This is a genomic window from Pseudomonas sp. FW305-3-2-15-C-LB1 (assembly GCF_058787615.1).
Map to the genome: position 1 here is coordinate 37,696 of NZ_JBYSZX010000019.1, position 21,526 is coordinate 59,221.

The following is a 21,526-nucleotide window of genomic DNA, read 5'->3' on the forward strand; positions in this document are numbered from 1 at the left end:
TAAGCCAGATCAGAAGTTCGCGCCGAAGCTGAGGGCGATGAAGTCGCGGTCGGTGAGGGTGTTGTAGTCGCCGCCGAAGAAGTCGGTGTAGCTGAGGCTGGCGGTGTAGGTGCTGCGGTAATCCGCATCCACGCCGACGCTGATGGCCTTGGCGCCTTTGTTGAACAAGCCGTTGGGGCCGTAGCCCGCCACGTCATGGGACCAGGACAGGTTGGGCTTGAGGTTCACCCCGGCAATGGCGTTGTTGTAGTCAAGGATCGCCCGGGCGCGGTAACCCCAGGAGTTGGCCGTGACAAAACCGTCGGTGTCACCCTGGAAGCCATAGGCGCCGTACACCGAGTCGCGGCCATAACGCAGCTTGGATTTGTCTTCCAGCCCACCAACGTGCACGTAGGCCGCTTCGCCTACCAGCGTCAGGCGTTCGGCGCCCAGCACCTGGTCGAAGAACTGGGTCATGGTGCTTTGGATCTGGGTGATTTCCTTGCGCCGGTAGCCTTTGTTGTCGTCACCGAAGTTGCTGCGGATCGGCGAGGCCAGTTGCCCGGCGACCGGGTTGATCAGGGCCAGGGTCAGGTCGGTGGTGTTGAGTTGCACCGGGGCATTGGGGCGATAGCTGATCTCGCCGGTCCACGCCGTGCCGGTGGGCAAGGTGGTGGAGAAGCTCGCACCGAACAGGCGGATATCTTCCGGGTAGTCCAGGTAGTACTGGCCACGACCGAGCATCAGGCTCTGGACCAGGCCTGCGCCGGAGCCGGGCGCGATGCCATTGGCTGCACCGGCGATCGCACCGAGCCGGGCCAGGCTCGTATTGTTGGTGATGGTGCCCACGGTCGGTGTGCGGCTGTGGTAGTTCATGAAGTACAGGCCGTATTCGGTGTCATCCCCCAACCAACGCAACGCCGTACCGAATTGGCCACTGTCACGGGCGTCACGATCCTGTGCACGCTGCACGATCACCCCTTCACGGGTCACTTGAAAGCCTTGCCCGAACGCGGCGGCGACGGGCTGCAATGGCGCAATCGCCGGGTTGCCCACCGTGTAGTTGTCATTACAGCCATGGGCCGCCACATCCCCACCAAAGAAGGTGCCGCAGTTATCCAGCACGGTGTTTTCCCAGTTGAGCTGGTAGAAGCCTTCCACTGTCAGTTGGTTGGTCAGGCTTTGGGAGGCGAACAGCATGTTCACCGGGATCAGCCCTTCCTTGATCTCTGCACCAGGGCGACGGAAAGCCGAAACGTCGATGGGGTTGATGCTGTTGATAGAGTTACCGATAAAGGTGCTCTCACCCCAGCTGACCACTTGCTTGCCGAGGCGCACGTTGCCCGGTTGATCGCCGATGGAGTAGTTGTGATAAACGAAGGCATCGAGCAATTCATAGCCCGAAGAACGCGCGCCCTCGTCACGATGGTGATTGCTGATCTGCTTGAACTCGCGGTCTTCGTCCTGCAACTCGAAGTCGTACCAGTACTTGCCGCGCACGAAGACGCCGCTGTCACCGTACTTGAGCTCCAGGTCGTGAATACCCTTGAAGATCTTGGAGAAGGTCTCGCCCTTCTTGAAGTTCAGGCGTCCGTCATCGCCGGTGGACGCCTGGCCAGTACCGCCGTTGACGGTGCCCACCAGCTTCTTGTCGGCGTCGCGCATGCCCCAGCTCGCGCCCACCGACAGCGAAGAATCGAATTGCCCTTCGATCTCGCCAATGTTGAACGAAACAGCCTGTGCCTGGGCACAGCACCCCAACGCAACCGCAGCGGCCAGCGCCTGTGGCCTGAAGATGGCGCGCATTGTTGTTCTTGTCATGCGTCTTCCCCGGTGAGTGACAGAAGGCCCCACCCTACTGCCGCGTCTCAGGAGCGATAAGCGCACCAAGGAGGGATTCGTGTTGTCGCTCGAAAGGATGACAAGGCGCTCTGGCCGGGGTTTGGGCGCGGGCATGCAGCGGGTGGATAAGGGGTTATCAGGAGAATGGATGACGCGCAGCCCAACTATTGCTGTTTTGGTAACAGTCCTTGTCACGAACCGGCATTACTCATCCTGTTACAAACGACTATTCTTACCGGGCTTTCAGGGCAGACGGCCCGCTTCCCCGACCGGAAGAAAAGCCAGATTCAAATGGATTGAGGACTGCTTTCAATCTGTTACCGGTGTTCACTGACGTTGATTTGTCGCTCCTTGATCCAACGTCTGACTTCAGCCGCTGCGTTTGCAGCGGCATTTTTTTGCCCTGAATAAAATGGGGCGCCATCAGCGCCCCGCAGGATTAAAGCTTTTTCAAGCAACGATCACAGGCTGTTTCTGCAAGTTGGCCATCATTTCCTTCAACGCCTCGATGTTGTCCTTGGGGTGAGCGGCGCCTTCGAAGTCACAGATCTGCTGCCAGTGCGCAGCCACGTCTTCGGGCGAAAACCCCGCCTCCGGATCAAAGCCAACGCCCAGGCTGCGTTCCCAGCGGGTCTTGCCGATCCAACCGCCGCCCACTTCAAACAACCCCGAGGTTTCCTGGCATGCCTCGCTGCCCAGGTACACCACCAGCGGGCTGACCAGCTCCGGCTTGAGGCGCTCGAACACTTGCGGCGGGATCAGGCCTTCGGTCATGCGGGTGCCGCCGGTGGGGGCGATGGCATTGACCAGGATGTTGTTCTTGCGCCCTTCCAGCGCCAGGGTGCGGGTCAGCCCATACAGGCCGAGCTTGGCCATGCCGTAGTTGGACTGGCCGAAGTTGCCGTAGATACCCGAGGTGGACGCGGTGAAGATCACCCGGCCATACCCTTGCTCACGCAGATGGGGCCAGGCAGCGCGGGTGACTTTGTAGGCGCCTTCGACATGCACCCGATAAACCAGGTCCCAGTCGCTGTCCTCCATTTTGTGGAACGTCTTGTCGCGCAGGATCCCGGCGTTGTTGACCACCACATCGATACGCCCGAACGCATCGAGGGCGTTCTGCACGATCTTGTCACCGTCGGTGACAGAGTCGTGGTTGGCCTCGGCGATACCGCCCGCTTCGCGAATCTCGGCCACCACCCGATCGGCCGCCGACGCATTGGCGCCCTCACCTTGGGTGGAACCGCCGAGATCGTTGACCAGTACTTTGGCACCGTGCCTGGCGAACAGCAGCGCATGGGCCCGGCCCAATCCGCCGCCGGCGCCGGTGACGATCACGACCTTATCCTGGAACTGCACTGACTCACTCATACCGAACTCCAATGGCGACGATGGGAATGGGTCGAGTGTCAGGCACGGGGACGCAGGTCACAATAAAGCCGGCCAGGGCTGAATGGTGCTCGATAAGGCGCAGGGATAGTCGTCAGCTCAGGAATAGGCGATTCGCGAAGTCGGTCGCCCGATCCGCTCACGAAACGCCAGGTAATGCTTGAGCACCTGCACCGGCGCCTCGATCTGCGGGTAATGGCCGATATTGGCCAGCAGCACTGTGTCGGCGTGGGGCACCAGCTCGCGGTAACGCGCCACCATGTGGGCGCCAGAGATCGGGTCGATTTCGCCATCGATCACCCGCAGCGGCACTTCAGCCTGTTGCATCGCATCGACCCAGCGATCGCGCAGACGTCGTCGCTGGGGGATGTAGGCAATGAGTTTGTGCAGGATGCGCGTGCCTTCATGAGAGTCGATCAGGCTCCAGAAATCATCCAGGGCACTCTCGCTGGGGCGAGTGTCGGGCCCGAAGATCTGGTTGAAACTGTCCGCCAGGGCATTGCGCCCAAAGGCACGACCGATCATCCAGCCCAGTGGGCTGAGCAGCAGCTTTTGCACCAGCGCCGGACGGTGGGTTTCCGGGAACAACCCGCCGTTGAGAAACACACAGCTGGCCATGTGAAAGCGACCTTCGTAGTGCCGGGCCAGCAGTTCCTGCGCGACGCTGTCGCCGTAGTCGTGGGCGAGCACGTGCACCGGCTGGTCCACGCGCAGGTGCTCGAGCAACGCCTGTTGCAGATCCGCCTGTTCCAGCAGGCAATAACCGTGGTCGAGGGGTTTGGCCGAATCGCCGAAACCGAGCATGTCGCAGGCGATCACCAGGTTGCGTTGGGCCAGGGGCTGCCACAGGTAATGCCAGTCCCAACTGGCAGTGGGAAAGCCATGGATCAACAGCAACGGCTCACCCTGCCCCGCCACCCAGTAGCGGATAGTGCGGCCGTTGAAGTCGAACGTCTGGCTGCGTTTGCGCCAGACACTCAGCGGGATCTCGGCAAGAGGCATCAGGTTTTATACCCGGGATCGAGGCTGTCCAATTTACGCAGCAACGCCGGCCACGCCAGCGCGCCCCCCATACCTTGAGCACTCTTTGTGACAGCTGCCACCATCGCCTTGGCACCGGCGAGGATCTGTGGCCCGATGGGGATCAATTGCGCGCCGCCACTTTGCGCCAACACCTGGATATCGCAGGCGCGCTGGAAGGTAAACATCATCAGAAACGTATCGGCGATGGTGCTGCCGCAGGTCAGCAGACCGTGGTTGTGCAGCATCAGGAAACTATTTTGGCCAAGATCGGCCTGCAACCGGGCCTTCTCTTCGTGGTTCAGCGCCACCCCTTCGTAGGCGTGATAAGCCAGGCTCGACAGCACGAAGATCGATTGCTGGCTGATCGGCAAGACACCCTGCTTCTGCGCCGCCACCGCCACACCGGCGGCAGTGTGGGTGTGCAGGACGCACGTCACGTCGTGGCGCACTTCATGGATGGCGCTGTGGATGGTGTAGCCCGCCGGGTTGATCTCGTAGGGGCTGTCCATCAGCTTGTTGCCGGCCTGGTCGACCTTGACCAGGCTCGACGCGGTGATCTCGTGAAACATCAGCCCGTAGGGGTTGATCAGGAAGTCGTCGGTGCCCGGCACCTTGGCCGAAATATGGGTGAAGATCAGGTCATCCCAGCCGTGCATCGCCACCAGGCGGTAGCAGGCTGCCAGGTCGACGCGGGTCTGCCACTCGGCGGCGCTGACCTGATCTTTGACATTCTGTGGCGATGGAACGGGGGCTAGGCTCACGGCAACGACCTCCTTGGCGCACTTTCTTATTATTTTTTGAGTGATGGGCCAGTCTAGTCAGACGCCCTGGCCGCCGTAGTTGCCTTGGCAGCCAGCTTGATGACCGTACGGGTCAGCTTTGAGAATAGTTTAAATCCGCGCAACCGACGTCAGAGAAGTGCCGCCAATAAAGGCGCGGCAAACAGGTTGAGCAGGCCGGTCAGGACCATCACCAGGCCTGCCACCGAGCCCTCTTCGCCGCCCACTTCATGGGCCCGGCTCACGCCCGCACCGTGGGCGCCCACGCCAAACAGCGCACCGCGCGCCAGCGGCGTACGCAGGGGCAACCACTTGAGCAGCACGCCGCCGAGCATCGCACCGAATACGCCGGTGAACATTACGAACACCGCCGTCAATTCCGGCACGCCACCCAGGTCAGAGGACACCGGCATGGCGAACGGCGTGGTGATGGAGCGTGGCACCAGGGACATCGTCACCGAGCTGTCCAAGGCCAACGCTTTGGCCAGGCCGAATGAGGTGGCGATGGACGCCACGCTGCCGGCCACCATCCCCAGCAACAATGCCGACCAGTAACGCGCCAGCAACCGCCGCTGCTGCCAGATCGGCACGGCGAACGCCACGGTGACGGGGCCGAGTACCAGCATCAGCCAGTGGGTGTCGGCAGAGTATTCGGCGTAGGCCGTGTTCATCGGTACGGCCACCGCCAGCAACAGCACGGGCACCAGGATCAGCGGCGACAACAGGTAACGCCCGGTGCGACGGTAGATCCAGCGACTGAAAATATAGGTGCCCAAGGTCAAGGCGAGCCAGAACACCGGCATCAGTTCAAGCTTCATGGCGCAGCCTCCAGCGGCACACCAGTTCCACCGTGAATGCGGTCACCAGCATCACGGTCAACGTGCTCAAGCCGATGACCAGCAGGATGCGCCATCCCTCATTGCGCAGCAGGCCGCCGTAGTCGAGCAGGCTCATCAGCGCCGGAATGAAGAACAGCAGCATCTCGGCCATCAGCACGCCGGCACCCAATTGCAGGGCCGCCGGTTTGACCAGGCCGCTGGCGAAGGCCATCAACAACAGGCCCAGGCCCACCACACCGCCGGGAATCGGCCAGGCCAACCACATCGCCAGTTGGCAGCCGAACAGGTAAATGGCCAGTAGCACGACCAGTTCAATCAACAGACGGGTGAAACGTTTCATGGGCTTTGGGTCCTCGCAGGCCTTCATTTTAAAGAGGCATGCCCCATCCCCACAGCGAATTGTTAGACTGCCAGTTATTCCAAACTGGAATTTCGCACATGGAATTCAAACAGCTGCGCAGCTTCGTCGAAGTGGTTCACCGGGGTGGCTTTACCCAGGCCGGCAAAACCCTGCATATCAGCCAGTCCGCCGTCAGCAAACAGGTTGCGCAATTGGAGCAGAGCCTGGGCACGCCACTGCTCGACCGAATCGGCTCGCAGATCCGCCTGACCGCCGCCGGCCGAGTCGTCCTGCAACGCGCCGAAGCCATGCTGCGCCTGCAAAACGAGTTGCTCAGCGAGCTGGACGATATGCACCAGTTGACCCGAGGCGAACTGCGCCTGGGCCTGCCGTTGTTGGCCGGGGATACGTTGTTTGCCGGACTGTTCGCCGAATACCGCCGGCGCTACCCGAACGTGACCATCCAATTGCTGGAGGGCGGCAGTCGCAATATCGAGCAAGCCATCCTGAGCGGTGAACTGGAAGTGGGGGGCAGCCTCAGACCCAGCGACCCGGCGTTTGCCTGGCAAGCGTTCTGCGATGAGCCCCTGGACGCGCTGTTGCCGATTGATCATCCCCTGGCGGAAAACGCCCAGGTACGCCTGGAGGAACTCGCCGACACGCCGTTCCTGATGTACCAGCGCAGCTTCGTGCTCAACGACCGCCTGCTGCAGGCGTGTGAACAGTTGGGTTTTACGCCGAAGGAAATCGGTCGCAGCGGCCAGGCGGACTTCCTCGCCGCATTGGTCGCCGCCGGCCAGGGTGTGGTGCTGCTGCCCAGCGTGGTCGCCCGTGGGCTGGTGCGACCCGGGGTGGTGCGCCTGACGCTCAAGGCGCCCGACTACCTGCGCTGGGACATTGCCTTTATCTGGCGTAAGGGCGCCTACCTGTCGAAAGCCGCCCAGGCCTGGCTGGCGTTGCTGCGTGAGTTTCCGGTCAAGCGCGCAGTGCAGTGACCAGTTCAGCCAGCCACGGCTCGGCGTCGGCTTCCGGGGTCACACTTTCGCTGGCATCCAGGCGCAGCATCGGCAGCACTTCACGCACGCCCAGTTCGCCAAACAGCTCGCGCATCTGCTCGCCACCGCCGCAGAAGGTGTCGCCATAGCTGGCGTCTCCCAGGCCAATCACCGCGCCGGGCAGCCCGCGCCAGGCGGCGGGCAGTTGGTCGCGAATCGTCGAGTACAGGGGTTGGAGATTGTCGGGCAATTCGCCCATGCCGGTGGTGGACGTCACCGCCAGAAATGCGTCCGGCGCAAACGCCTGCACGTCGGCCAGGCTGGCGCGAGGGTTGTGCCAGGCCTCGAAACCGGCCGCGTTGAGGATATCGGCAGCGTGACGAGCGACTTCTTCAGCGGTGCCGTAGACCGAGCCGGAAAGGATGGCGACTTTCATCAATCTGATCCTGTAGTTGAGCGAAAGCGTGGGATATTAACAGCTTGAACGCCGCTACAAAAATCGCCATACCGGGTGGAAAATGGAGCGCGGTGCCTTAGACTTGCAGCACCCAAATGGATGGATCCCCCGCATGATTAATGCTCACTTGATGCAAATGGTCATCGACGCCTCGAATGACGGTATCGTCATCGCTGAACGGGAAGGCAAGGACTTGCCACTGATCTACGTCAATCCCGCCTTCGAGCGCCTGACCGGCTACACCCGCGACGAAATCCTCTACCAGGATTGCCGCTTCCTGCAATCCGGTGACCGCGACCAACCCGCCCTGATCGCCATTCGCGAAGCCCTCGCCGCGGGCACCCACTGCCGTGAAGTCCTGCGCAACTACCGCAAGAACGGCACGCATTTCTGGAATGAGCTGTCGCTGTCGACGGTCTACAACCCGGCGGATAAACAGACTTATTGCGTCGGCGTGCAAAAAGATGTGAGCGTCCAGGTCAAAGCCCAGCAGCGCGTGGCTCAACTGGAGGCGCAAGTGGCCGAACTCAAGGCCGAACTGGCGGCACTCAAGGCGACCAGTGGATCTAACAAAGATTAGAAATAACGGTCATTAAGAGGATAATGGCGTTTTAATGCCTTCCCACATTCGTTGAGCAAGCCCATGCAACGCGATGCACTCCTGACCCAGGACGAGCTGGATTTTATCCAGACTATGCAGCACAACCCGCAATTGAACCTGCGGGATGCGTCATCGAGCCTGACAGTCAACGGCGGTGCGCAGATTCGCGATCTTCTCACGCGCCTGGCGGCCCACGATCACGTCACCATCCAGGCACAGTTCGACAATCAGCAACTCACCTTCCCGCTGCACCTGGTGGAAGATGAGTTTCATGCCGTGCACCTGCGCCTGGGCGTGCCGAGTATTTTCGAGGATGGGCCGATGATCCGGCCGTGGCGCCTGGCGCTCGAAACGCCGGTGGCCCTGGAGAATATCAAGGGCGGCACGGGCGCGTTGTGGGTGCATGAAGTGTCGTTCAAAGGGGTGCTGGTGGAGATCCGTGGCCGGCTCAAGCCACCGAAAACCTTTTCGCTGTGGTTCAGCCCTTCCGGCTATGAGCGCATTGCGCTGCGCGGAACGTTCGAACGGGAAACCGCACGCGGCCTGTTCGCTTACCGGCTCAGCCAGGACGACGTCGATGAAACCGAGCGCCTGCGCCAGTTCATCCTGCACCAGCACCGCCTGGTCCATCCCGAAGTGCACGCCTGAAACATCAGGTATCCAGGCTACCGCTCAGGAATTGCAGCAAGCGGCGCTGCATCAACCGTGCTTCGTTGCCCAGGCAGCCGATTGACGAGCCTTGCAGGCTTTCCTGGGCGAAGTCCGCGGCGTCACCGGCCAGCAGCAGCGGGCAATCCAGGGTCAGCGCCAGGCGTTTGAGCCGCAGTGGCAGTTCGCTGCCGGGGGCGCGGTTGGAAAACAGCACCAGCGCTTGCGGTTGGGTCTTTTCACAGACCAGGGTCAACTCATCGAGTGGCTGGCCTACTCCCAGTAGCTTCACGGCGAATTTCTCCCCCGTCAGCAGCAGGCCTGCGACCAACAATTCCAGCTCGCGACATTCTCCGGCTATGGCCGCCAGCAGCACCCGTGGCAGCGGCGAAGCGGCTATCACCTGCAGACGTTGCGCCGTGCGCGAACGCAGGAAATTATCGAAGAACAGCCATTCGCTGGCCTCGCCGAAGCGGCCTTGATGACGCAACAGTTCCTGCCAGAGCGGCATGAGAATATCCTGGAACGCCACGGCGAGCGGGTAGGCGGAAAATATCTGCCCGTACAGCCGATCCAGCTGGCGATCATCGAACGCGCTGATTGCACTGCGCAGTTGCCCGTGCCATTGGGCCCGCTCCACGCTGTCCCCGCCAGCCAGGCCGGGTTCGCCGATGCGCTCATCGCGCGCAAGCAGCCTGCCCACTTTGCTCACGGCGACGCCACGTTCGATCCAGTCGAGAATACGGTGCACGGTGTCGATATCGGTGCATGAATACAACCGGTGCCCACTTTCGGTGCGGATCGGCTGGATGAGGCCGTAGCGTCTTTCCCAGGCACGCAGGGTGACCGGGTTGACGCCCGTCAGCCGAGCGACTTCTCGAATCGGCAATAGATCATCGGAAACAGCGACGCGGTCAAGGGTCGTTTCGCGCTGCGGAGCAATAGTTTCGGGCATCAGAGGTCAAGAACATCCGTGTCGATTTGGATCCTATTTAACGCTTATTCGGTTGAACGATTCAAGCCACGAGGCGAACCGACAGAAGTGTCTGGCGTATTTCAGCAAAACAGGAATAATCCTTGCCTGCTTTTTCAAGGCGCAGCCGCATCACCCCGCAGTTGCACCTGGTGTCGTACCTACCCGGTCACGAGCGCCCACTATTTGGAGATACACAATGTCTACCTCTCCCGTCACCCTGATGGTTGCACGTCGCGTGGCCAAGGGTCGCTATGAAGAACTGATGGCCTGGCTGCGCGAAGGCGAGCAATTGGCCACGGACTTTCCCGGCTACCTGGGCTCAGGCGTCCTGGCACCGCCGCCCAACGATGATGAATTCCAGATCATTTTCCGCTTTGCCGATGAGAAGACCCTGCATGCCTGGGAGTTTTCCGCGTCGCGCAGTGCGTGGCTGAGCCGTGGCAGCGACTTGTTTGCCGACCCGTCGGAGCATCGCGTACGTGGCATCGATGGCTGGTTCGGCGCCGTGGGCGCGCGCCCACCTCGCTGGAAGCAGGCTGTGGCGATCTGGCTGGCGTTTTTCCCGGTGTCGCTGCTGTTCAACTTTATCCTGAACCCACTGCTGAGCGAACTGGACCTGGCACCGCGCGTGCTGGTCAGTACCATGGCGCTGACGCCACTGATGGTCTACTGGTTCATCCCACTGTCGACCCACCTGTTGGCAAACTGGCTGCATCCTGCCCCTACACCGCGCAAGGCTACCGAAGCTGCGGCGTGAATACAGGGGTGCTCGGTCGCTGGTATAGTTTCAACCTGCCAGCGACTCGAGCCTCCCATGACTGCAACGAACGCCCCGATCCTGATCACCGGCGCCGGCCAGCGTGTCGGCCTGCATTGCGCCCAGCGTTTGCTGGACGACGGCCACCCGGTGATTTTCAGCTACCGCAGCGAACGGCCCGGCGTGCAGGCCTTGCGCGAGCGTGGGGCGATCGCAGTGTTTGCCGACTTCTCCAGCGAGGCCGGTATCCTGGCGTTTATCGCTGAGCTGAACACCCATACCCAGAGCCTGCGTGCGGTTATCCATAACGCCTCTGCCTGGATAGCGGAATCCCCCGACGACGAAAGTCGCGCGTTTACCGACATGTTCAGCGTGCACATGCTTGCGCCTTACCTGATCAACCTGCATTGTTCACCCTTGCTGCAACGCTCGACACCGGCCGACATCGTGCACATCAGCGACGACGTGGTGCGCAAGGGCAGCCGCCAGCACATCGCCTATTGCGCCACCAAGGCCGGGCTCGACAGCCTGACGTTGTCGTTTGCCGCGCAATTGGCGCCGTCGATCAAGGTCAACGGCATCGCCCCGGCGATGGTGATGTTCAACGACGGCGACGACGACGCCTACCGCGCCAAGGTACTGGCCAAGTCCGCACTGGGCATCGAGCCCGGGCCCGAGGTGATCTACCAGAGCGTGCGTTACCTGCTGGATAACCCTTATGTCACCGGTACCACCCTGACCGTCAACGGCGGGCGGCATATCAAGTAAGCCGCTTTTGAGGATGTTGTATGACCTTATCCCTGCCCCACCATTACCGCGAGATCCTCAAGGGCTTGGGCGAAGACCCCGAGCGCGAAGGCCTGCTCGATACCCCCAAGCGTGCCGCCAAGGCCATGCAATACCTGTGTCATGGCTACGAGCAGAACCTGGAAGAAATCGTCAACGGCGCGCTGTTTGCCTCTGACAATGACGAGATGGTGATCCTCAAGGACATCGAGTTGTACTCGCTATGCGAGCACCACCTGCTGCCCTTTATCGGCAAGGCCCACGTCGCCTATATCCCGACCGGCAAGGTGCTGGGCCTGTCGAAGCTGGCGCGCATCGTCGACATGTTCGCCCGCCGCCTGCAGATCCAGGAAAACCTCACACGGCAAATCGCCGACGCCATCCAGGAAGTGACCCAGGCCGCCGGCGTGGCCGTGGTCATCGAAGCCAAGCACATGTGCATGATGATGCGCGGTGTGGAAAAACAGAATTCAACCATGAACACCTCGGTGATGCTCGGCGCGTTCCGCGAGTCGAACACCACGCGCATGGAGTTCCTGCAACTGATCGGACGGAGCAAGTAGCAATGCCACAACTTCAACCAGGCATGGCGCGCATCCGGGTCAAGGACCTGTGCCTGCGCACCTTCATCGGCATCAACGAGGACGAAATCCTCAACAAGCAGGATGTGCTGATCAACCTGACCATCCTGTACGCCGCCCAGGAAGCCGTGCGCGACAACGACATCGACCACGCGCTGAACTACCGCACCATCACCAAGGCGATCATCGCCCATGTCGAAGGCAATCGTTTTGCCCTGCTGGAGCGTCTGACCCAGGAGTTGCTGGACCTGGTGATGAGCAATGAGTCGGTGCTGTACGCCGAAGTGGAAGTGGACAAGCCCCATGCGTTGCGTTTTGCCGAGTCGGTTTCGATTACCCTGGCGGCCAGCCGTTAACCCCTGAGATTTGCGTGAACCTTATGAACGACCAACAACGCCTCGAACTCGAAGCCGCCGCCTTCCGCCGGCTGGTGGCGCATCTGGACAGCCGCAAGGATGTGCAGAACATCGACCTGATGAACCTCGCCGGTTTCTGCCGCAATTGCTTGTCGAAGTGGTACAAGGCCGAGGCCGACACGCGCCAGATCGAGCTGAGCCTGGATGCCGCCCGTGAAGTGGTGTACGGCATGCCGTACGCCGAGTGGAAAACCCAATACCAGAAAGAAGCCAGCGCCGATCAACAGGCGGCGTTCGCCAAAGGAAAACCCCATGAATGATTTGAATACCCTGCGCGCCAGCCTCAACAGCGGCGAACACGTTTTTGCCGATACCCTGGCGTTTGTCGCTGCCGGTTACGAGTACCAGCCACAGGCGTTCACCAATGGCGCGGTAGAGAATGCCGCCGGGCAGAACGAAGGGTCGTGCAAGACGCTGGGCCTGGCAGTGCTGGAAGGGCTGAGCGAGCAGGAAGCGCTGCTGGCGTTTGGTGAGCATTACCGTTCGGTGGTGGCGACGCCTGAGGGGAGTGACCACGGCAATATCCGTGCATTGATCGCAAACGGCTTGGCCGGTGTGAAGTTCACCGCCCAACCTCTGACTCGAAAATCCTGAGCCAGACCTGAAACAAAATGTGGGAGGGGCTTGCCCCCTCCCACATTTGTTGTGCGGCGTTGGTTAGAACGAAGCGTTCTGCAGGCCGTCGAGGTAACGCTCGGCATCCAGTGCCGCCATGCAACCGGCGCCGGCGGAGGTGATGGCCTGGCGGTAGACGTGGTCGGCCACGTCACCGGCGGCGAAGATACCTTCAATGTTGGTCGCGGTGGCATTGCCTTCACGGCCGCCCTGCACCACCAGGTAGCCGTCTTTGGCTTCCAGCACACCTTCGAACAGCGAGGTGTTCGGGGTGTGGCCGATGGCGATGAACACGCCGTCGACTTTCAGCTCGTCGAAGCTGCCATCGTTGTTCTTCAGGCGGGCACCGGTCACGCCCATGTTGTCGCCCAGGACTTCGTCCAGGGTGGCGTTGAGCTTGAGGATGATCTTGCCTTCGGCGACACGGGCATGCAGCTTGTCGATCAGGATCTTCTCGGCGCGGAAGGTCTCGCGGCGGTGGACCAGGGTCACGGTGCTGGCGATGTTGGCCAGGTACAGCGCCTCTTCCACGGCGGTGTTGCCACCACCGACCACGGCGACCGGTTTGTTGCGGTAGAAGAAACCGTCGCAGGTCGCGCAGGCGGAAACGCCCTTGCCCATGAACGCTTCTTCCGACGGCAGGCCCAGGTAACGAGCGCTGGCGCCAGTAGCGATGATCAGTGCGTCACAGGTGTATACGCCGCTGTCGCCGGTCAGGCTGTAAGGCTTCTTGGAAAAGTCGACCTTGTTGATGTGATCAAACACGATCTCGGTTTCAAAGCGTTCGGCGTGTTCTTTCATGCGCTCCATCAGCACCGGGCCGGTCAGGCCGTGGACGTCGCCCGGCCAGTTGTCGACTTCGGTGGTGGTGGTCAATTGACCGCCCGCCTGCATGCCGGTGATCAGCAGCGGCTTGAGGTTGGCCCGGGCAGCGTAGACAGCGGCGCTGTAACCGGCAGGGCCGGAACCGAGAATAATCACTCGCGAATGACGGGTATCAGACATGACTCACTCCTATCGACCGCCCGGACTACAAGGCGGCTGGAATAAAAAAGGGACCACGAAGCACTTGGGGAAGGCTTGAACTCGCAGGCCCTGAAAATAATGGGTGCAGCGTATCGAGGGGGGCAAGATTAAGGAAATACGGAATAACAATCCAGCTCATAGACGGTCACTATGTAGTTGGCCCGACTGATCGACAGGTTTGTTACGGCTGATGTCGCGGCTTTCGCCTGCGATGTAAAGCCGGTAAGGTCGGCGCGTTCGCCCTTTTGCTCGGAGTTCCCCATGCCCGCCCCTGCTCTTTCCGGCCCGCAATACCTGCGCGAAGGCCTCAAACTGGTGTTGAGCCCAGGCCTGCGTCTGTTTGTGCTGCTGCCACTGGCGATCAACCTGGTGCTGTTCGTCGGCTTGATCTATTTTGCCGGTCATCAGTTCAGCCTGTGGGTCGACCACCTGATGCCGACGCTGCCGAGCTGGCTGGGTTTCCTGAACTACCTGCTCTGGCCATTGTTCGTGGTGCTGGTGGTGTTGATGGTATTTTTCACCTTCACCATGCTCGCCAACATCATCGCCGCCCCCTTCAACGGCTTTCTCTCGGAGAAGGTTGAAGTGGTGGTGCGCGGCACCGATGACTTCCCAGCCTTCAGTTGGGGCGAGCTGATCGCGATGGTACCGCGCACCCTCGCCCGGGAGATGCGCAAGCTGGGCTACTTCCTGCCACGGGCCATCGGCCTGTTTATCCTGTCTTTCATCCCGGTGGTCAATCTGGTCGCCGCACCGCTGTGGTTGCTGTTTGGCGTGTGGATGATGGCGATCCAGTACATCGACTACCCGGCCGACAACCACAAGCTGGGCTGGAACGAAATGCTCGCCTGGCTGCGCCAGAAACGCTGGCAGAGCATGAGCTTCGGCGGGATTGTTTACCTGGTGTTGCTGGTGCCGGTGGTCAACCTGCTGATGATGCCGGCGGCAGTAGCCGGGGCGACGCTGTTCTGGGTACGCGAACAAGGGGCCGAGGCGATGGCGGCGCAGCAAAAAGTGACCCAGTCATAAATCCATCATCTCGATGACACAATGACGACATGCCCCACGGAGACACTGTGGGTCATGACGACAGCTTCGCTTCACATCACCCTCATCACCGAAACCTTCCCGCCAGAGATCAACGGGGTGGCCAATACCCTTGGTCGCCTGTGCGAGGGTTTGCGGGCGCGTGGCCATCAAGTCGAACTGGTGCGACCGCGCCAGGGCGTCGACCAGAGCCGCCCCAGCGACGACGCGTTATTGCTATGCCGTGGCTGGCCGCTGCCGGGATATCCGGGCCTGCAGTGGGGGCAGTCGTCGATGCACAAGTTGCTGCGGCGCTGGACCCGTCAGCGTCCGGACGTGCTGTACATCGCCACGGAAGGGCCCCTGGGCTTGTCTGCCCTGCGTGCCGCGCGTCGCCTGGGGATCAGAGTGGTCAGCGGCTTTCACACCAACTTCCAGCAGTACTCGAACCAGTACGGCTTGAGCATGCTGAGCCGGATGGTCACGCACTATCTGCGCTGGTTTCATAACCGCTCGACCCTGACCCTGGTACCCAGCGCCAGCCAGCGCCTGGAGCTGGAGCGCCGGCATTTCGAACGTCTGGGGATGTTGTCGCGCGGAGTGGACAGCCAACTGTTCCATCCCGCCAAACGCGACAATGCGCTGCGGGAAAGTTGGGCATTGAACAGTGAGCAAACCGCCGTGCTCTATGTGGGCAGACTGGCGCAGGAGAAAAACTTGGGGTTGCTCAAGCGCTGCTTCGAGACCTTGCAGGACACCTATCCACTGCGCCAGATGAAACTCATCATCGTGGGTGATGGCCCGCAGCGGGCGACGCTGGAGAAGGAATTGCCGGAGGCGATTTTCTGCGGCACCTTGCGCGGAGAGGAACTGGCGCGGCATTACGCATCGGGCGATGTGTTCCTCTTCCCCAGCCTCACCGAAACATTCGGCAACGTGGTGTTGGAAGCCATGGCATCAGGATTGGGGGTGGTGGCTTATGACCAGGCCGCTGCAAGCCAGCATATCCGCCACGGCTACAACGGCGTGCTGGCGATGCCCGGAGACGAGAACGCGTTTTGCGAGGCCGCCAATTGGCTGCTGGAGGACGCTGAAAGCCTGCGCCGCATGCGTCTGAATGCACGCCAGCATGCGAGCCGCCAGGGCTGGCCGGCGATTATCGAGCAGTTTGAGCATCAGTTACGCGGTGCATGTGATGAAAGTCTCGCGCTTCCTACACAGCCTTATGTGCGATGAATCAATATGTCTTTCCTGATATTTAAATCAGGAACTGCTTAATGCTGCACACCAATTATTGATACCTGCTATCTGAGCAGGGCTTTCAATAATGGAGGTACGGTACATGTCAGCTTACGGAATGGGTGTACGTAATGGCGTCAACATGCCAAACGCCGAATGGGCGCGCCAGCAACAATGGATGGATAAATCTCGGGCAGAACCTCGTGCCTACGGCCAACCGGGGCATAAAGACCCGAACAGAACCGATCACACAAAAGAACTGTACAAGGGGCCGCAGTACTAACTGCCCGACGGCATAAAGCTCCCTGTGTAATCACAGGGAGCCCAGCCACTCACACCAGCGTCATCAACGCCTCACGACTGAACGGCAGGATGTCGCCCTCGCGACCTTCGCGCACCTTCAACGCCCAATCCGGGTCCACCAACAGGGCACGGCCCACGGCGACCAGGTCAAACTCGTCGTTATTCAAACGCTCCAGCAGTTTTTCCAGACTGGCCGGTTGCGCGACCTTGTCGGTATTGACCATGAACTGCAGGAACTCACCATCCAGGCCGACGCTACCCACGGTGATGGTCGGCTTGCCGGTGAGCTGGCGGGTCCAGCCAGCCAGGTTCAGGTCGGACCCTTCGAATTCCGGCTCCCAGAAACGCCGAGTGGAGCAGTGGAAAATATCCACGCCCGCTTCAGACAACGGCTTGAGAAACTCGCCCAGCGCCTCGGGAGTTTGCACCAGACGCGCGGTGTAGTCCTGCTGCTTCCATTGGGAGAAGCGGAAGATGATCGGAAATTCCGGGCCGACGGCAGCACGGGTAGCCTGGATCAGCTCGATGGCAAAGCGCGAGCGGTTGGCCAGGCTGCCACCGTATTCGTCGGTGCGCTGGTTGCTGCCTTCCCAGAAGAACTGATCGACCAGATAGCCGTGGGCGCCGTGGATCTCCACGCCATCCATGCCGATGCGCTGCGCATCCCTGGCGGCTTGGGCGAAGGCGTTGATCACGTCCTTGATGTCTTGCTGGGTCATGCCATGCACGACCACGTTGCCATCCTTGAGTTTCTCCATCGGGCCGTAGGCCGGTACGCTCGCGTCAGGTTCAGTGCCGATACGGCGCACGCTGCCTACATGCCACAGTTGCGGGACGATCTTGCCGCCTTCGGCGTGTACCGCGTCGACCACTTTTTTCCAGCCGGCCAGGGCGGCTTCACCGTAGAAGTGCGGGACATTGGGGTAACCGTTGGAGGCCTGATGGCCGACCACGGTGCCTTCGGTGATGATCAGCCCCACACCGGCAGCGGCGCGGCGGCGGTAGTACTCAATCACTTTGGAGTTGGGCACGCCACCCGGCGAGAACGAGCGGGTCATCGGCGCCATGACGACGCGGGTCGACAGTTGCAATGCGCCGAGCTGGAACGGTTTGAACAAGGCTTGGACAGGCATGGGGGCACTCCACGGAAGACGGGATTTATGATGTGGATAATATGAGGAGTGCGACGTGCTGGGTAGCACTATTGATCTGGGTGATTAAGGGGTAAAAGTGATGGCCGGTCGGGGCTGCTTCGCAGCCCAGCGCGGGACAAGCCCGCTCATTACAACTGCAGCGCTTAGCTGAGGGCTTTTTCGATGGCCTGGACAATTGTCGGGTCATCCGGTGCAGTGCGTGGGGAAAAGCGCGCGAGCACTCGCCCATCCTTGCCCAGCAGGAATTTTTCGAAGTTCCAGGTGATATCCCCAGGAAACTCAGCGCCCTCGCCCGCCAGCAGGCGGTACAACTGGTGACGGTCAGGACCATTGACCTCAAGTTTGCTGCCCAACGGGAAGGTCACCCCGTAGTTCAGGCTGCAGAACTCCTGGATCTCTTCTTCTGTCCCTGGCTCCTGGCCAGCAAATTGATTGCACGGCAGGCCAAGCACGGTAAACCCCTGGTCCTTGTATTGCTGGTAGAGGTTTTCCAGTGCCGCATATTGCGGGGTCAAACCACATTTGGAGGCCACGTTGACCACCAGCACCACTTGCCCCTTGAAGGGCGCCAGCGGCAGCTCTTGTCCGTCCAAAGCTTTGAGTTTCAGGTCGTGGAAAGCACTCATGACGAACTCCAGATATCCCATGTTCTTCACATTGCGGCGCTTCGAGATTACAGCCCGCAAGCCTGCAATCATAGACGCCGATTGCAAAACTCGCCTGCAGGTTACTGAGCGGTCGGCCAGGGCAAAATCGGAATCGCCGTCACGGCGTTCTGCGGGCTGCCTTCGATCAGGCGGTCGCTGTAGACCAGGTACACCAGAGTGTTGCGCTTCTTGTCGAGGAAGCGCACCACCTGCATGGTCTTGAACACCAGGGAAGTGCGCTCCTTGAACACTTCGTCGCCGTCCTTGAGCTCGCCCTTGAAGCGGATCGGCCCCACCTGGCGGCAGGCGATCGAGGCTTCGGCGCGATCTTCGGCCAGGCCCAGGCCGCCTTTCACGCCGCCGGTCTTGGCACGGGACAGGTAGCAGGTCACGCCGTCGACCTTGGGGTCGTCAAAGGCTTCGACGACGATCCGGTCGTTGGGCCCGACAAACTTGAACACCGTCGACACCTGGCCGATTTCCTCGGCCGAGGCCAGCAACGGCATGGCCAGCAGCAGGCCGAGCAATCCCTTCATGACACGCATGGTGTATTCCTTTGGTTAAACCAGGATCAGGTTATCGCGGTGAACCAGTTCCGGTTCGGCCATGTAACCCAAGAGTCCGACAATCGCATCGGAGGATTGTCCAATAATTTTCTGGGCTTCCAGCGCGCTGTAGTTGGCCAGGCCCCGGGCGATCTCGCGACCGTCCGGCGCGACGCACACCACCATCTCGCCACGGCGGAAGCTGCCCTGCACCAACTTGACGCCCACCGGCAGCAGGCTCTTGTTGCCTTGGGACAGCGCCGACACAGCGCCATCGTCCAGCACCAGGGTGCCACGGGTTTGCAGATGACCGGCCAGCCACTGTTTGCGCGCCGCGAGCATGCCGCGTTCCGGCGACAGCAGCGTCCCGATGCGCTCACCGGCCTTGAGGCGATCCAGCACACGTTCGATGCGCCCACCGACGATGATGGTGTGCGCACCGGAACGTGCCGCCAGGCGTGCAGCCCGCAGCTTGGTCTGCATGCCGCCACGGCCCAGGGCGCCGCCAACGCTGCCGGCCACGGCGTCCAGCGCCGGATCATCGGCACGGGCTTCGTAGATCAACTGGGCGTCGGGGTTGTTACGCGGGTCGGCGTCGAACATGCCGTCGCGGTCGGTGAGGATCACCAAAAGGTCGGCTTCCACCAGGTTGGCCACCAGGGCGGCCAGGGTGTCATTGTCGCCGAAGCGGATTTCGTCGGTGACCACCGTGTCGTTCTCGTTGATCACTGGGATGACCTTGAGCTCCACCAGCGCGCGCAGGGTGCTGCGGGCATTGAGGTAGCGCTTGCGGTCGGACAGGTCGTCGTGGGTCAGCAGGATCTGCGCCGTATGGCGACCGTGCTCGGCAAAGCTGGATTCCCAGGCTTGCACCAGGCCCATCTGGCCGATGGCGGCGGCGGCTTGCAGTTCGTGCATCGCGCTGGGTCGCGCGGTCCAGCCGAGGCGGCTCATCCCGGCGGCAACCGCCCCGGACGACACCAGCACCAACTCTACGCCGGCCTCATGCAAGGCCACCATCTGCTCGACCCAGACGCTCATGGCCGCGCGATCCAGCCCCTTGCCATCCGCCGTCAGCAACGCACTGCCGATCTTTACGACCCAGCGCTGCGCACCTGTCACTTTGCTCCGCATCATCTTCAACCTTAGATTGAGGGCTGCGCGACCCAGCGCGGCCCATAACGTTAAACCCGGATACTAAAACGCCGCTCTATAAGGAGCGGCGTTCAAGTTTATCGCAACGAATCAGTCGCGCACGTAAATGATTTCAGGACCGTCTTCATCATCCACGTCTTCTTCGTCCCAATCGTCGTCGCCGATGTCATGGACCGACTTCACGCCGCTGCGGCGCAGGGCACGCTGGTCGTCCAGAGCCTGCAGCTGAGCACGTGCCTCGTCTTCGATGCGCTGGTCGAGTTCGGCCAGCTCTGCCTTGAATACCGGGTCGGCCGCCAGGCGGTCGGCACGGTCTTCGAGATAACGCATGATGTCGCGAGTCAGGCGCTCGGTGCCTTCTTTGGCAATGGCCGAGATCACGTAGACCGGACCTTCCCACTCCAGGCGATCGACGATTTCCTTGACGCGCTCTTCGTGCTCTTCTTCGAGAATCTGGTCGCACTTGTTCAGCACCAGCCAACGATCACGCTCGGCCAGGGACGGGCTGAACTTGGTCAGTTCGCTGACGATCACTTCGGCGGCGTCCGGTGCACTGGTGTCATCCAGCGGCGCCATGTCCACGAGGTGCAACAGCAAACGGGTACGCGACAAGTGCTTGAGGAAGCGGATGCCCAGGCCTGCGCCATCGGAGGCACCTTCGATCAGACCGGGAATGTCGGCGATCACGAAGCTTTTCCAACGGTCGACGCTGACCACGCCCAGGTTCGGCACCAGAGTGGTGAACGGGTAGTCGGCGACTTTCGGCTTGGCGGCCGAGACCGAACGGATGAAGGTACTTTTACCGGCGTTCGGCAGGCCAAGCAGGCCCACGTCGGCGAGCACCTTCATTTCCAGCTTGAGGTCACGCTGCTCGCCCGGCTTGCCTGGCGTGGTCTGGCGCGGTGCACGGTTGGTACTGGACTTGAATCGGGTGTTACCCAGACCGTGCCAGCCGCCCTGCACTACCATCAGCTTCTGGCCAGCCTTGGTCAGGTCGCCAATCACTTCCTGGGTCGCAGAGTCGATGATCGTGGTGCCGACCGGTACGCGCAGTACCAGGTCTTCGCCTTTTTTACCGGTGCAGTCGGTGCTGCCGCCGTTGGAGCCACGCTCGGCATCGAAGTGCCGGGTGTAACGGTAGTCGACCAGGGTGTTGAGGTTTTCGTCGGCCATCATGTAGATGGAACCGCCGTCACCGCCGTCACCGCCGTTGGGGCCACCATTTTCGATGAATTTTTCGCGACGGAAACTCATGCAACCGTTACCGCCGTCGCCTGCTTTTACTCGGATGGAAACTTCATCAACGAACTTCATAACAAAACGCCTCTCGCCGCTTGGACGAGCTTAAGAAACCAAGACATAAGACTCTTGCAAAAATGAGCGCAGCGACCTCAACCAGCGACCGCAA

Annotated in this window: 26 protein-coding genes; 12 read left to right on the forward strand and 14 right to left on the reverse strand. The window is 61.1% G+C overall.

All coding sequences use genetic code 11. From position 1 onward, the window contains the following. Positions 1–9 precede the first annotated feature (9 nt). The 6 genes from AC3WP7_RS26145 to AC3WP7_RS26170 all read right to left on the reverse strand — a co-directional run bounded on the left by AC3WP7_RS26145 (position 10) and on the right by AC3WP7_RS26170 (position 6,191). Complete coding sequence (locus tag AC3WP7_RS26145) at positions 10–1,800, reverse strand: DUF1302 domain-containing protein (protein ID WP_058426769.1); 1,791 nt, start codon at positions 1,798–1,800, stop codon at positions 10–12. Between the two features lie 471 nt (positions 1,801–2,271). Then, the gene (locus tag AC3WP7_RS26150; protein WP_102592561.1) at positions 2,272–3,192 is read right to left on the reverse strand and encodes an SDR family oxidoreductase; all 921 of its coding nucleotides are present in this window, start codon (positions 3,190–3,192) and stop codon (positions 2,272–2,274) included. A gap of 117 nt (positions 3,193–3,309) precedes the next feature. Then, on the reverse strand, positions 3,310–4,212 hold the full coding sequence (locus AC3WP7_RS26155) for an alpha/beta fold hydrolase (RefSeq protein WP_092249352.1): 903 nt from the start codon (positions 4,210–4,212) through the stop codon (positions 3,310–3,312). Next, on the reverse strand, positions 4,212–4,994 hold the full coding sequence (locus AC3WP7_RS26160) for a class II aldolase/adducin family protein (RefSeq protein WP_093513857.1): 783 nt from the start codon (positions 4,992–4,994) through the stop codon (positions 4,212–4,214). The genes AC3WP7_RS26155 and AC3WP7_RS26160 overlap by 1 nt, the downstream gene beginning before the upstream one ends. A 149-nt stretch (positions 4,995–5,143) precedes the next feature. Beyond that, positions 5,144–5,830: an LrgB family protein gene (locus AC3WP7_RS26165; RefSeq protein WP_071489193.1), complete on the reverse strand. Its 687-nt coding sequence runs from the start codon at positions 5,828–5,830 to the stop codon at positions 5,144–5,146. Continuing rightward, complete coding sequence (locus AC3WP7_RS26170; RefSeq protein WP_102592560.1) at positions 5,820–6,191, reverse strand: CidA/LrgA family protein; 372 nt, start codon at positions 6,189–6,191, stop codon at positions 5,820–5,822. The genes AC3WP7_RS26165 and AC3WP7_RS26170 overlap by 11 nt, the downstream gene beginning before the upstream one ends. Before the next feature lie 98 nt (positions 6,192–6,289). On the opposite strand from AC3WP7_RS26170, the gene AC3WP7_RS26175 reads away from it, so the two are divergent. Then, the gene (locus AC3WP7_RS26175; protein ID WP_102592559.1) at positions 6,290–7,186 is read left to right on the forward strand and encodes a LysR family transcriptional regulator; all 897 of its coding nucleotides are present in this window, start codon (positions 6,290–6,292) and stop codon (positions 7,184–7,186) included. On the opposite strand, the gene AC3WP7_RS26180 is transcribed toward AC3WP7_RS26175, so the two are convergent. Next, positions 7,167–7,622, reverse strand: a complete 456-nt coding sequence (locus AC3WP7_RS26180) for a flavodoxin (RefSeq protein WP_092249360.1) — start codon at positions 7,620–7,622, stop codon at positions 7,167–7,169. The two genes, AC3WP7_RS26175 and AC3WP7_RS26180, sit on opposite strands and share 20 nt — an antisense overlap. A 133-nt stretch (positions 7,623–7,755) precedes the next feature. On the opposite strand from AC3WP7_RS26180, the gene AC3WP7_RS26185 reads away from it, so the two are divergent. Then, positions 7,756–8,223, forward strand: a complete 468-nt coding sequence (locus AC3WP7_RS26185; protein WP_071489189.1) for a PAS domain-containing protein — start codon at positions 7,756–7,758, stop codon at positions 8,221–8,223. Between the two features lie 63 nt (positions 8,224–8,286). Continuing rightward, positions 8,287–8,892, forward strand: a complete 606-nt coding sequence (locus AC3WP7_RS26190) for a hypothetical protein (RefSeq protein WP_071489188.1) — start codon at positions 8,287–8,289, stop codon at positions 8,890–8,892. 4 nt (positions 8,893–8,896) lie between these two features. Here AC3WP7_RS26190 and AC3WP7_RS26195 read toward each other — a convergent pair whose 3' ends face one another. Continuing rightward, positions 8,897–9,847, reverse strand: a complete 951-nt coding sequence (locus tag AC3WP7_RS26195) for a MerR family transcriptional regulator (protein WP_102592558.1) — start codon at positions 9,845–9,847, stop codon at positions 8,897–8,899. Positions 9,848–10,064: 217 nt separating this feature from the next. On the opposite strand from AC3WP7_RS26195, the gene AC3WP7_RS26200 reads away from it, so the two are divergent. The 6 genes from AC3WP7_RS26200 to AC3WP7_RS26225 are packed head-to-tail and all read left to right on the forward strand — an operon-like array spanning position 10,065 to position 13,002. Beyond that, a complete protein-coding gene (locus AC3WP7_RS26200; RefSeq protein ID WP_102592557.1) occupies positions 10,065–10,625 on the forward strand; it encodes an antibiotic biosynthesis monooxygenase in 561 nt (186 codons plus the stop codon). A gap of 57 nt (positions 10,626–10,682) precedes the next feature. Next, entirely contained in the window at positions 10,683–11,393 is a 711-nt protein-coding gene (folM, locus tag AC3WP7_RS26205) for a dihydromonapterin reductase (protein ID WP_092249366.1), read from the forward strand. Between the two features lie 20 nt (positions 11,394–11,413). After that, positions 11,414–11,974, forward strand: a complete 561-nt coding sequence (gene folE, locus AC3WP7_RS26210) for a GTP cyclohydrolase I FolE (RefSeq protein WP_024077360.1) — start codon at positions 11,414–11,416, stop codon at positions 11,972–11,974. Positions 11,975–11,976: 2 nt separating this feature from the next. Further along, the gene (gene folX / locus AC3WP7_RS26215) at positions 11,977–12,348 is read left to right on the forward strand and encodes a dihydroneopterin triphosphate 2'-epimerase (protein ID WP_003194073.1); all 372 of its coding nucleotides are present in this window, start codon (positions 11,977–11,979) and stop codon (positions 12,346–12,348) included. 23 nt (positions 12,349–12,371) lie between these two features. Further along, the gene (locus AC3WP7_RS26220) at positions 12,372–12,668 is read left to right on the forward strand and encodes a DUF1244 domain-containing protein (protein ID WP_092249369.1); all 297 of its coding nucleotides are present in this window, start codon (positions 12,372–12,374) and stop codon (positions 12,666–12,668) included. Then, a complete protein-coding gene (locus tag AC3WP7_RS26225; protein ID WP_071489183.1) occupies positions 12,661–13,002 on the forward strand; it encodes a HopJ type III effector protein in 342 nt (113 codons plus the stop codon). The genes AC3WP7_RS26220 and AC3WP7_RS26225 overlap by 8 nt, the downstream gene beginning before the upstream one ends. Before the next feature lie 63 nt (positions 13,003–13,065). On the opposite strand, the gene trxB is transcribed toward AC3WP7_RS26225, so the two are convergent. Beyond that, positions 13,066–14,028 (reverse strand): thioredoxin-disulfide reductase, encoded by a 963-nt coding sequence (gene trxB / locus AC3WP7_RS26230; protein ID WP_003176041.1) that lies wholly within the window; start codon positions 14,026–14,028, stop codon positions 13,066–13,068. 282 nt (positions 14,029–14,310) lie between these two features. On the opposite strand from trxB, the gene cysZ reads away from it, so the two are divergent. The 3 genes from cysZ (at position 14,311) to AC3WP7_RS26245 (ending at position 16,597) form a co-directional block, all read left to right on the forward strand. After that, positions 14,311–15,078 (forward strand): sulfate transporter CysZ, encoded by a 768-nt coding sequence (gene cysZ, locus AC3WP7_RS26235; RefSeq protein ID WP_071489181.1) that lies wholly within the window; start codon positions 14,311–14,313, stop codon positions 15,076–15,078. A 54-nt stretch (positions 15,079–15,132) separates the two neighbouring features. Then, the gene (locus AC3WP7_RS26240; RefSeq protein ID WP_102592556.1) at positions 15,133–16,311 is read left to right on the forward strand and encodes a glycosyltransferase family 4 protein; all 1,179 of its coding nucleotides are present in this window, start codon (positions 15,133–15,135) and stop codon (positions 16,309–16,311) included. Between the two features lie 106 nt (positions 16,312–16,417). Continuing rightward, complete coding sequence (locus tag AC3WP7_RS26245) at positions 16,418–16,597, forward strand: hypothetical protein (RefSeq protein WP_092249378.1); 180 nt, start codon at positions 16,418–16,420, stop codon at positions 16,595–16,597. Between the two features lie 49 nt (positions 16,598–16,646). Here the strand turns inward: AC3WP7_RS26245 and AC3WP7_RS26250 are convergent, their stop codons facing one another. From AC3WP7_RS26250 to cgtA, 5 genes are all read right to left on the reverse strand, one after another. Continuing rightward, complete coding sequence (locus AC3WP7_RS26250; protein ID WP_092249381.1) at positions 16,647–17,750, reverse strand: NADH:flavin oxidoreductase; 1,104 nt, start codon at positions 17,748–17,750, stop codon at positions 16,647–16,649. A 164-nt stretch (positions 17,751–17,914) separates the two neighbouring features. After that, the gene (locus AC3WP7_RS26255; protein WP_071489177.1) at positions 17,915–18,397 is read right to left on the reverse strand and encodes a glutathione peroxidase; all 483 of its coding nucleotides are present in this window, start codon (positions 18,395–18,397) and stop codon (positions 17,915–17,917) included. A 101-nt stretch (positions 18,398–18,498) separates the two neighbouring features. Then, positions 18,499–18,963 carry a CreA family protein gene (locus AC3WP7_RS26260; RefSeq protein WP_015885841.1) on the reverse strand — a complete coding sequence of 155 codons (465 nt, stop codon included), beginning with the start codon at positions 18,961–18,963 and terminating at the stop codon, positions 18,499–18,501. Between the two features lie 15 nt (positions 18,964–18,978). Continuing rightward, positions 18,979–20,097, reverse strand: coding sequence for a glutamate 5-kinase (gene proB, locus AC3WP7_RS26265; protein WP_003176047.1), 1,119 nt, complete (start codon positions 20,095–20,097; stop codon positions 18,979–18,981). Between the two features lie 111 nt (positions 20,098–20,208). Then, a complete protein-coding gene (cgtA, locus tag AC3WP7_RS26270; RefSeq protein ID WP_010206489.1) occupies positions 20,209–21,432 on the reverse strand; it encodes an Obg family GTPase CgtA in 1,224 nt (407 codons plus the stop codon). Between the last annotated feature and the right edge of the window lie 94 nt (positions 21,433–21,526).

Bases quoted from the DNA above. Each gene is read 5' to 3' on its own strand.
- AC3WP7_RS26145 (WP_058426769.1), bottom strand. From the start codon at position 1,800: ATGACAAGAACAACAATGCGCGCCATCTTCAGGCCACAGGCGCTGGCC.
- AC3WP7_RS26150 (WP_102592561.1), bottom strand. From the start codon at position 3,192: ATGAGTGAGTCAGTGCAGTTCCAGGATAAGGTCGTGATCGTCACCGGC.
- AC3WP7_RS26155 (WP_092249352.1), bottom strand. From the start codon at position 4,212: ATGCCTCTTGCCGAGATCCCGCTGAGTGTCTGGCGCAAACGCAGCCAG.
- AC3WP7_RS26165 (WP_071489193.1), bottom strand. From the start codon at position 5,830: ATGAAGCTTGAACTGATGCCGGTGTTCTGGCTCGCCTTGACCTTGGGC.
- AC3WP7_RS26170 (WP_102592560.1), bottom strand. From the start codon at position 6,191: ATGAAACGTTTCACCCGTCTGTTGATTGAACTGGTCGTGCTACTGGCC.
- AC3WP7_RS26175 (WP_102592559.1), top strand. From the start codon at position 6,290: ATGGAATTCAAACAGCTGCGCAGCTTCGTCGAAGTGGTTCACCGGGGT.
- AC3WP7_RS26180 (WP_092249360.1), bottom strand. From the start codon at position 7,622: ATGAAAGTCGCCATCCTTTCCGGCTCGGTCTACGGCACCGCTGAAGAA.
- AC3WP7_RS26185 (WP_071489189.1), top strand. From the start codon at position 7,756: ATGATTAATGCTCACTTGATGCAAATGGTCATCGACGCCTCGAATGAC.
- AC3WP7_RS26190 (WP_071489188.1), top strand. From the start codon at position 8,287: ATGCAACGCGATGCACTCCTGACCCAGGACGAGCTGGATTTTATCCAG.
- AC3WP7_RS26195 (WP_102592558.1), bottom strand. From the start codon at position 9,847: ATGCCCGAAACTATTGCTCCGCAGCGCGAAACGACCCTTGACCGCGTC.
- AC3WP7_RS26200 (WP_102592557.1), top strand. From the start codon at position 10,065: ATGTCTACCTCTCCCGTCACCCTGATGGTTGCACGTCGCGTGGCCAAG.
- folM (WP_092249366.1), top strand. From the start codon at position 10,683: ATGACTGCAACGAACGCCCCGATCCTGATCACCGGCGCCGGCCAGCGT.
- folE (WP_024077360.1), top strand. From the start codon at position 11,414: ATGACCTTATCCCTGCCCCACCATTACCGCGAGATCCTCAAGGGCTTG.
- folX (WP_003194073.1), top strand. From the start codon at position 11,977: ATGCCACAACTTCAACCAGGCATGGCGCGCATCCGGGTCAAGGACCTG.
- AC3WP7_RS26220 (WP_092249369.1), top strand. From the start codon at position 12,372: ATGAACGACCAACAACGCCTCGAACTCGAAGCCGCCGCCTTCCGCCGG.
- AC3WP7_RS26225 (WP_071489183.1), top strand. From the start codon at position 12,661: ATGAATGATTTGAATACCCTGCGCGCCAGCCTCAACAGCGGCGAACAC.
- trxB (WP_003176041.1), bottom strand. From the start codon at position 14,028: ATGTCTGATACCCGTCATTCGCGAGTGATTATTCTCGGTTCCGGCCCT.
- cysZ (WP_071489181.1), top strand. From the start codon at position 14,311: ATGCCCGCCCCTGCTCTTTCCGGCCCGCAATACCTGCGCGAAGGCCTC.
- AC3WP7_RS26240 (WP_102592556.1), top strand. From the start codon at position 15,133: ATGACGACAGCTTCGCTTCACATCACCCTCATCACCGAAACCTTCCCG.
- AC3WP7_RS26245 (WP_092249378.1), top strand. From the start codon at position 16,418: ATGTCAGCTTACGGAATGGGTGTACGTAATGGCGTCAACATGCCAAAC.
- AC3WP7_RS26250 (WP_092249381.1), bottom strand. From the start codon at position 17,750: ATGCCTGTCCAAGCCTTGTTCAAACCGTTCCAGCTCGGCGCATTGCAA.
- AC3WP7_RS26255 (WP_071489177.1), bottom strand. From the start codon at position 18,397: ATGAGTGCTTTCCACGACCTGAAACTCAAAGCTTTGGACGGACAAGAG.
- AC3WP7_RS26260 (WP_015885841.1), bottom strand. From the start codon at position 18,963: ATGCGTGTCATGAAGGGATTGCTCGGCCTGCTGCTGGCCATGCCGTTG.
- proB (WP_003176047.1), bottom strand. From the start codon at position 20,097: ATGCGGAGCAAAGTGACAGGTGCGCAGCGCTGGGTCGTAAAGATCGGC.
- cgtA (WP_010206489.1), bottom strand. From the start codon at position 21,432: ATGAAGTTCGTTGATGAAGTTTCCATCCGAGTAAAAGCAGGCGACGGC.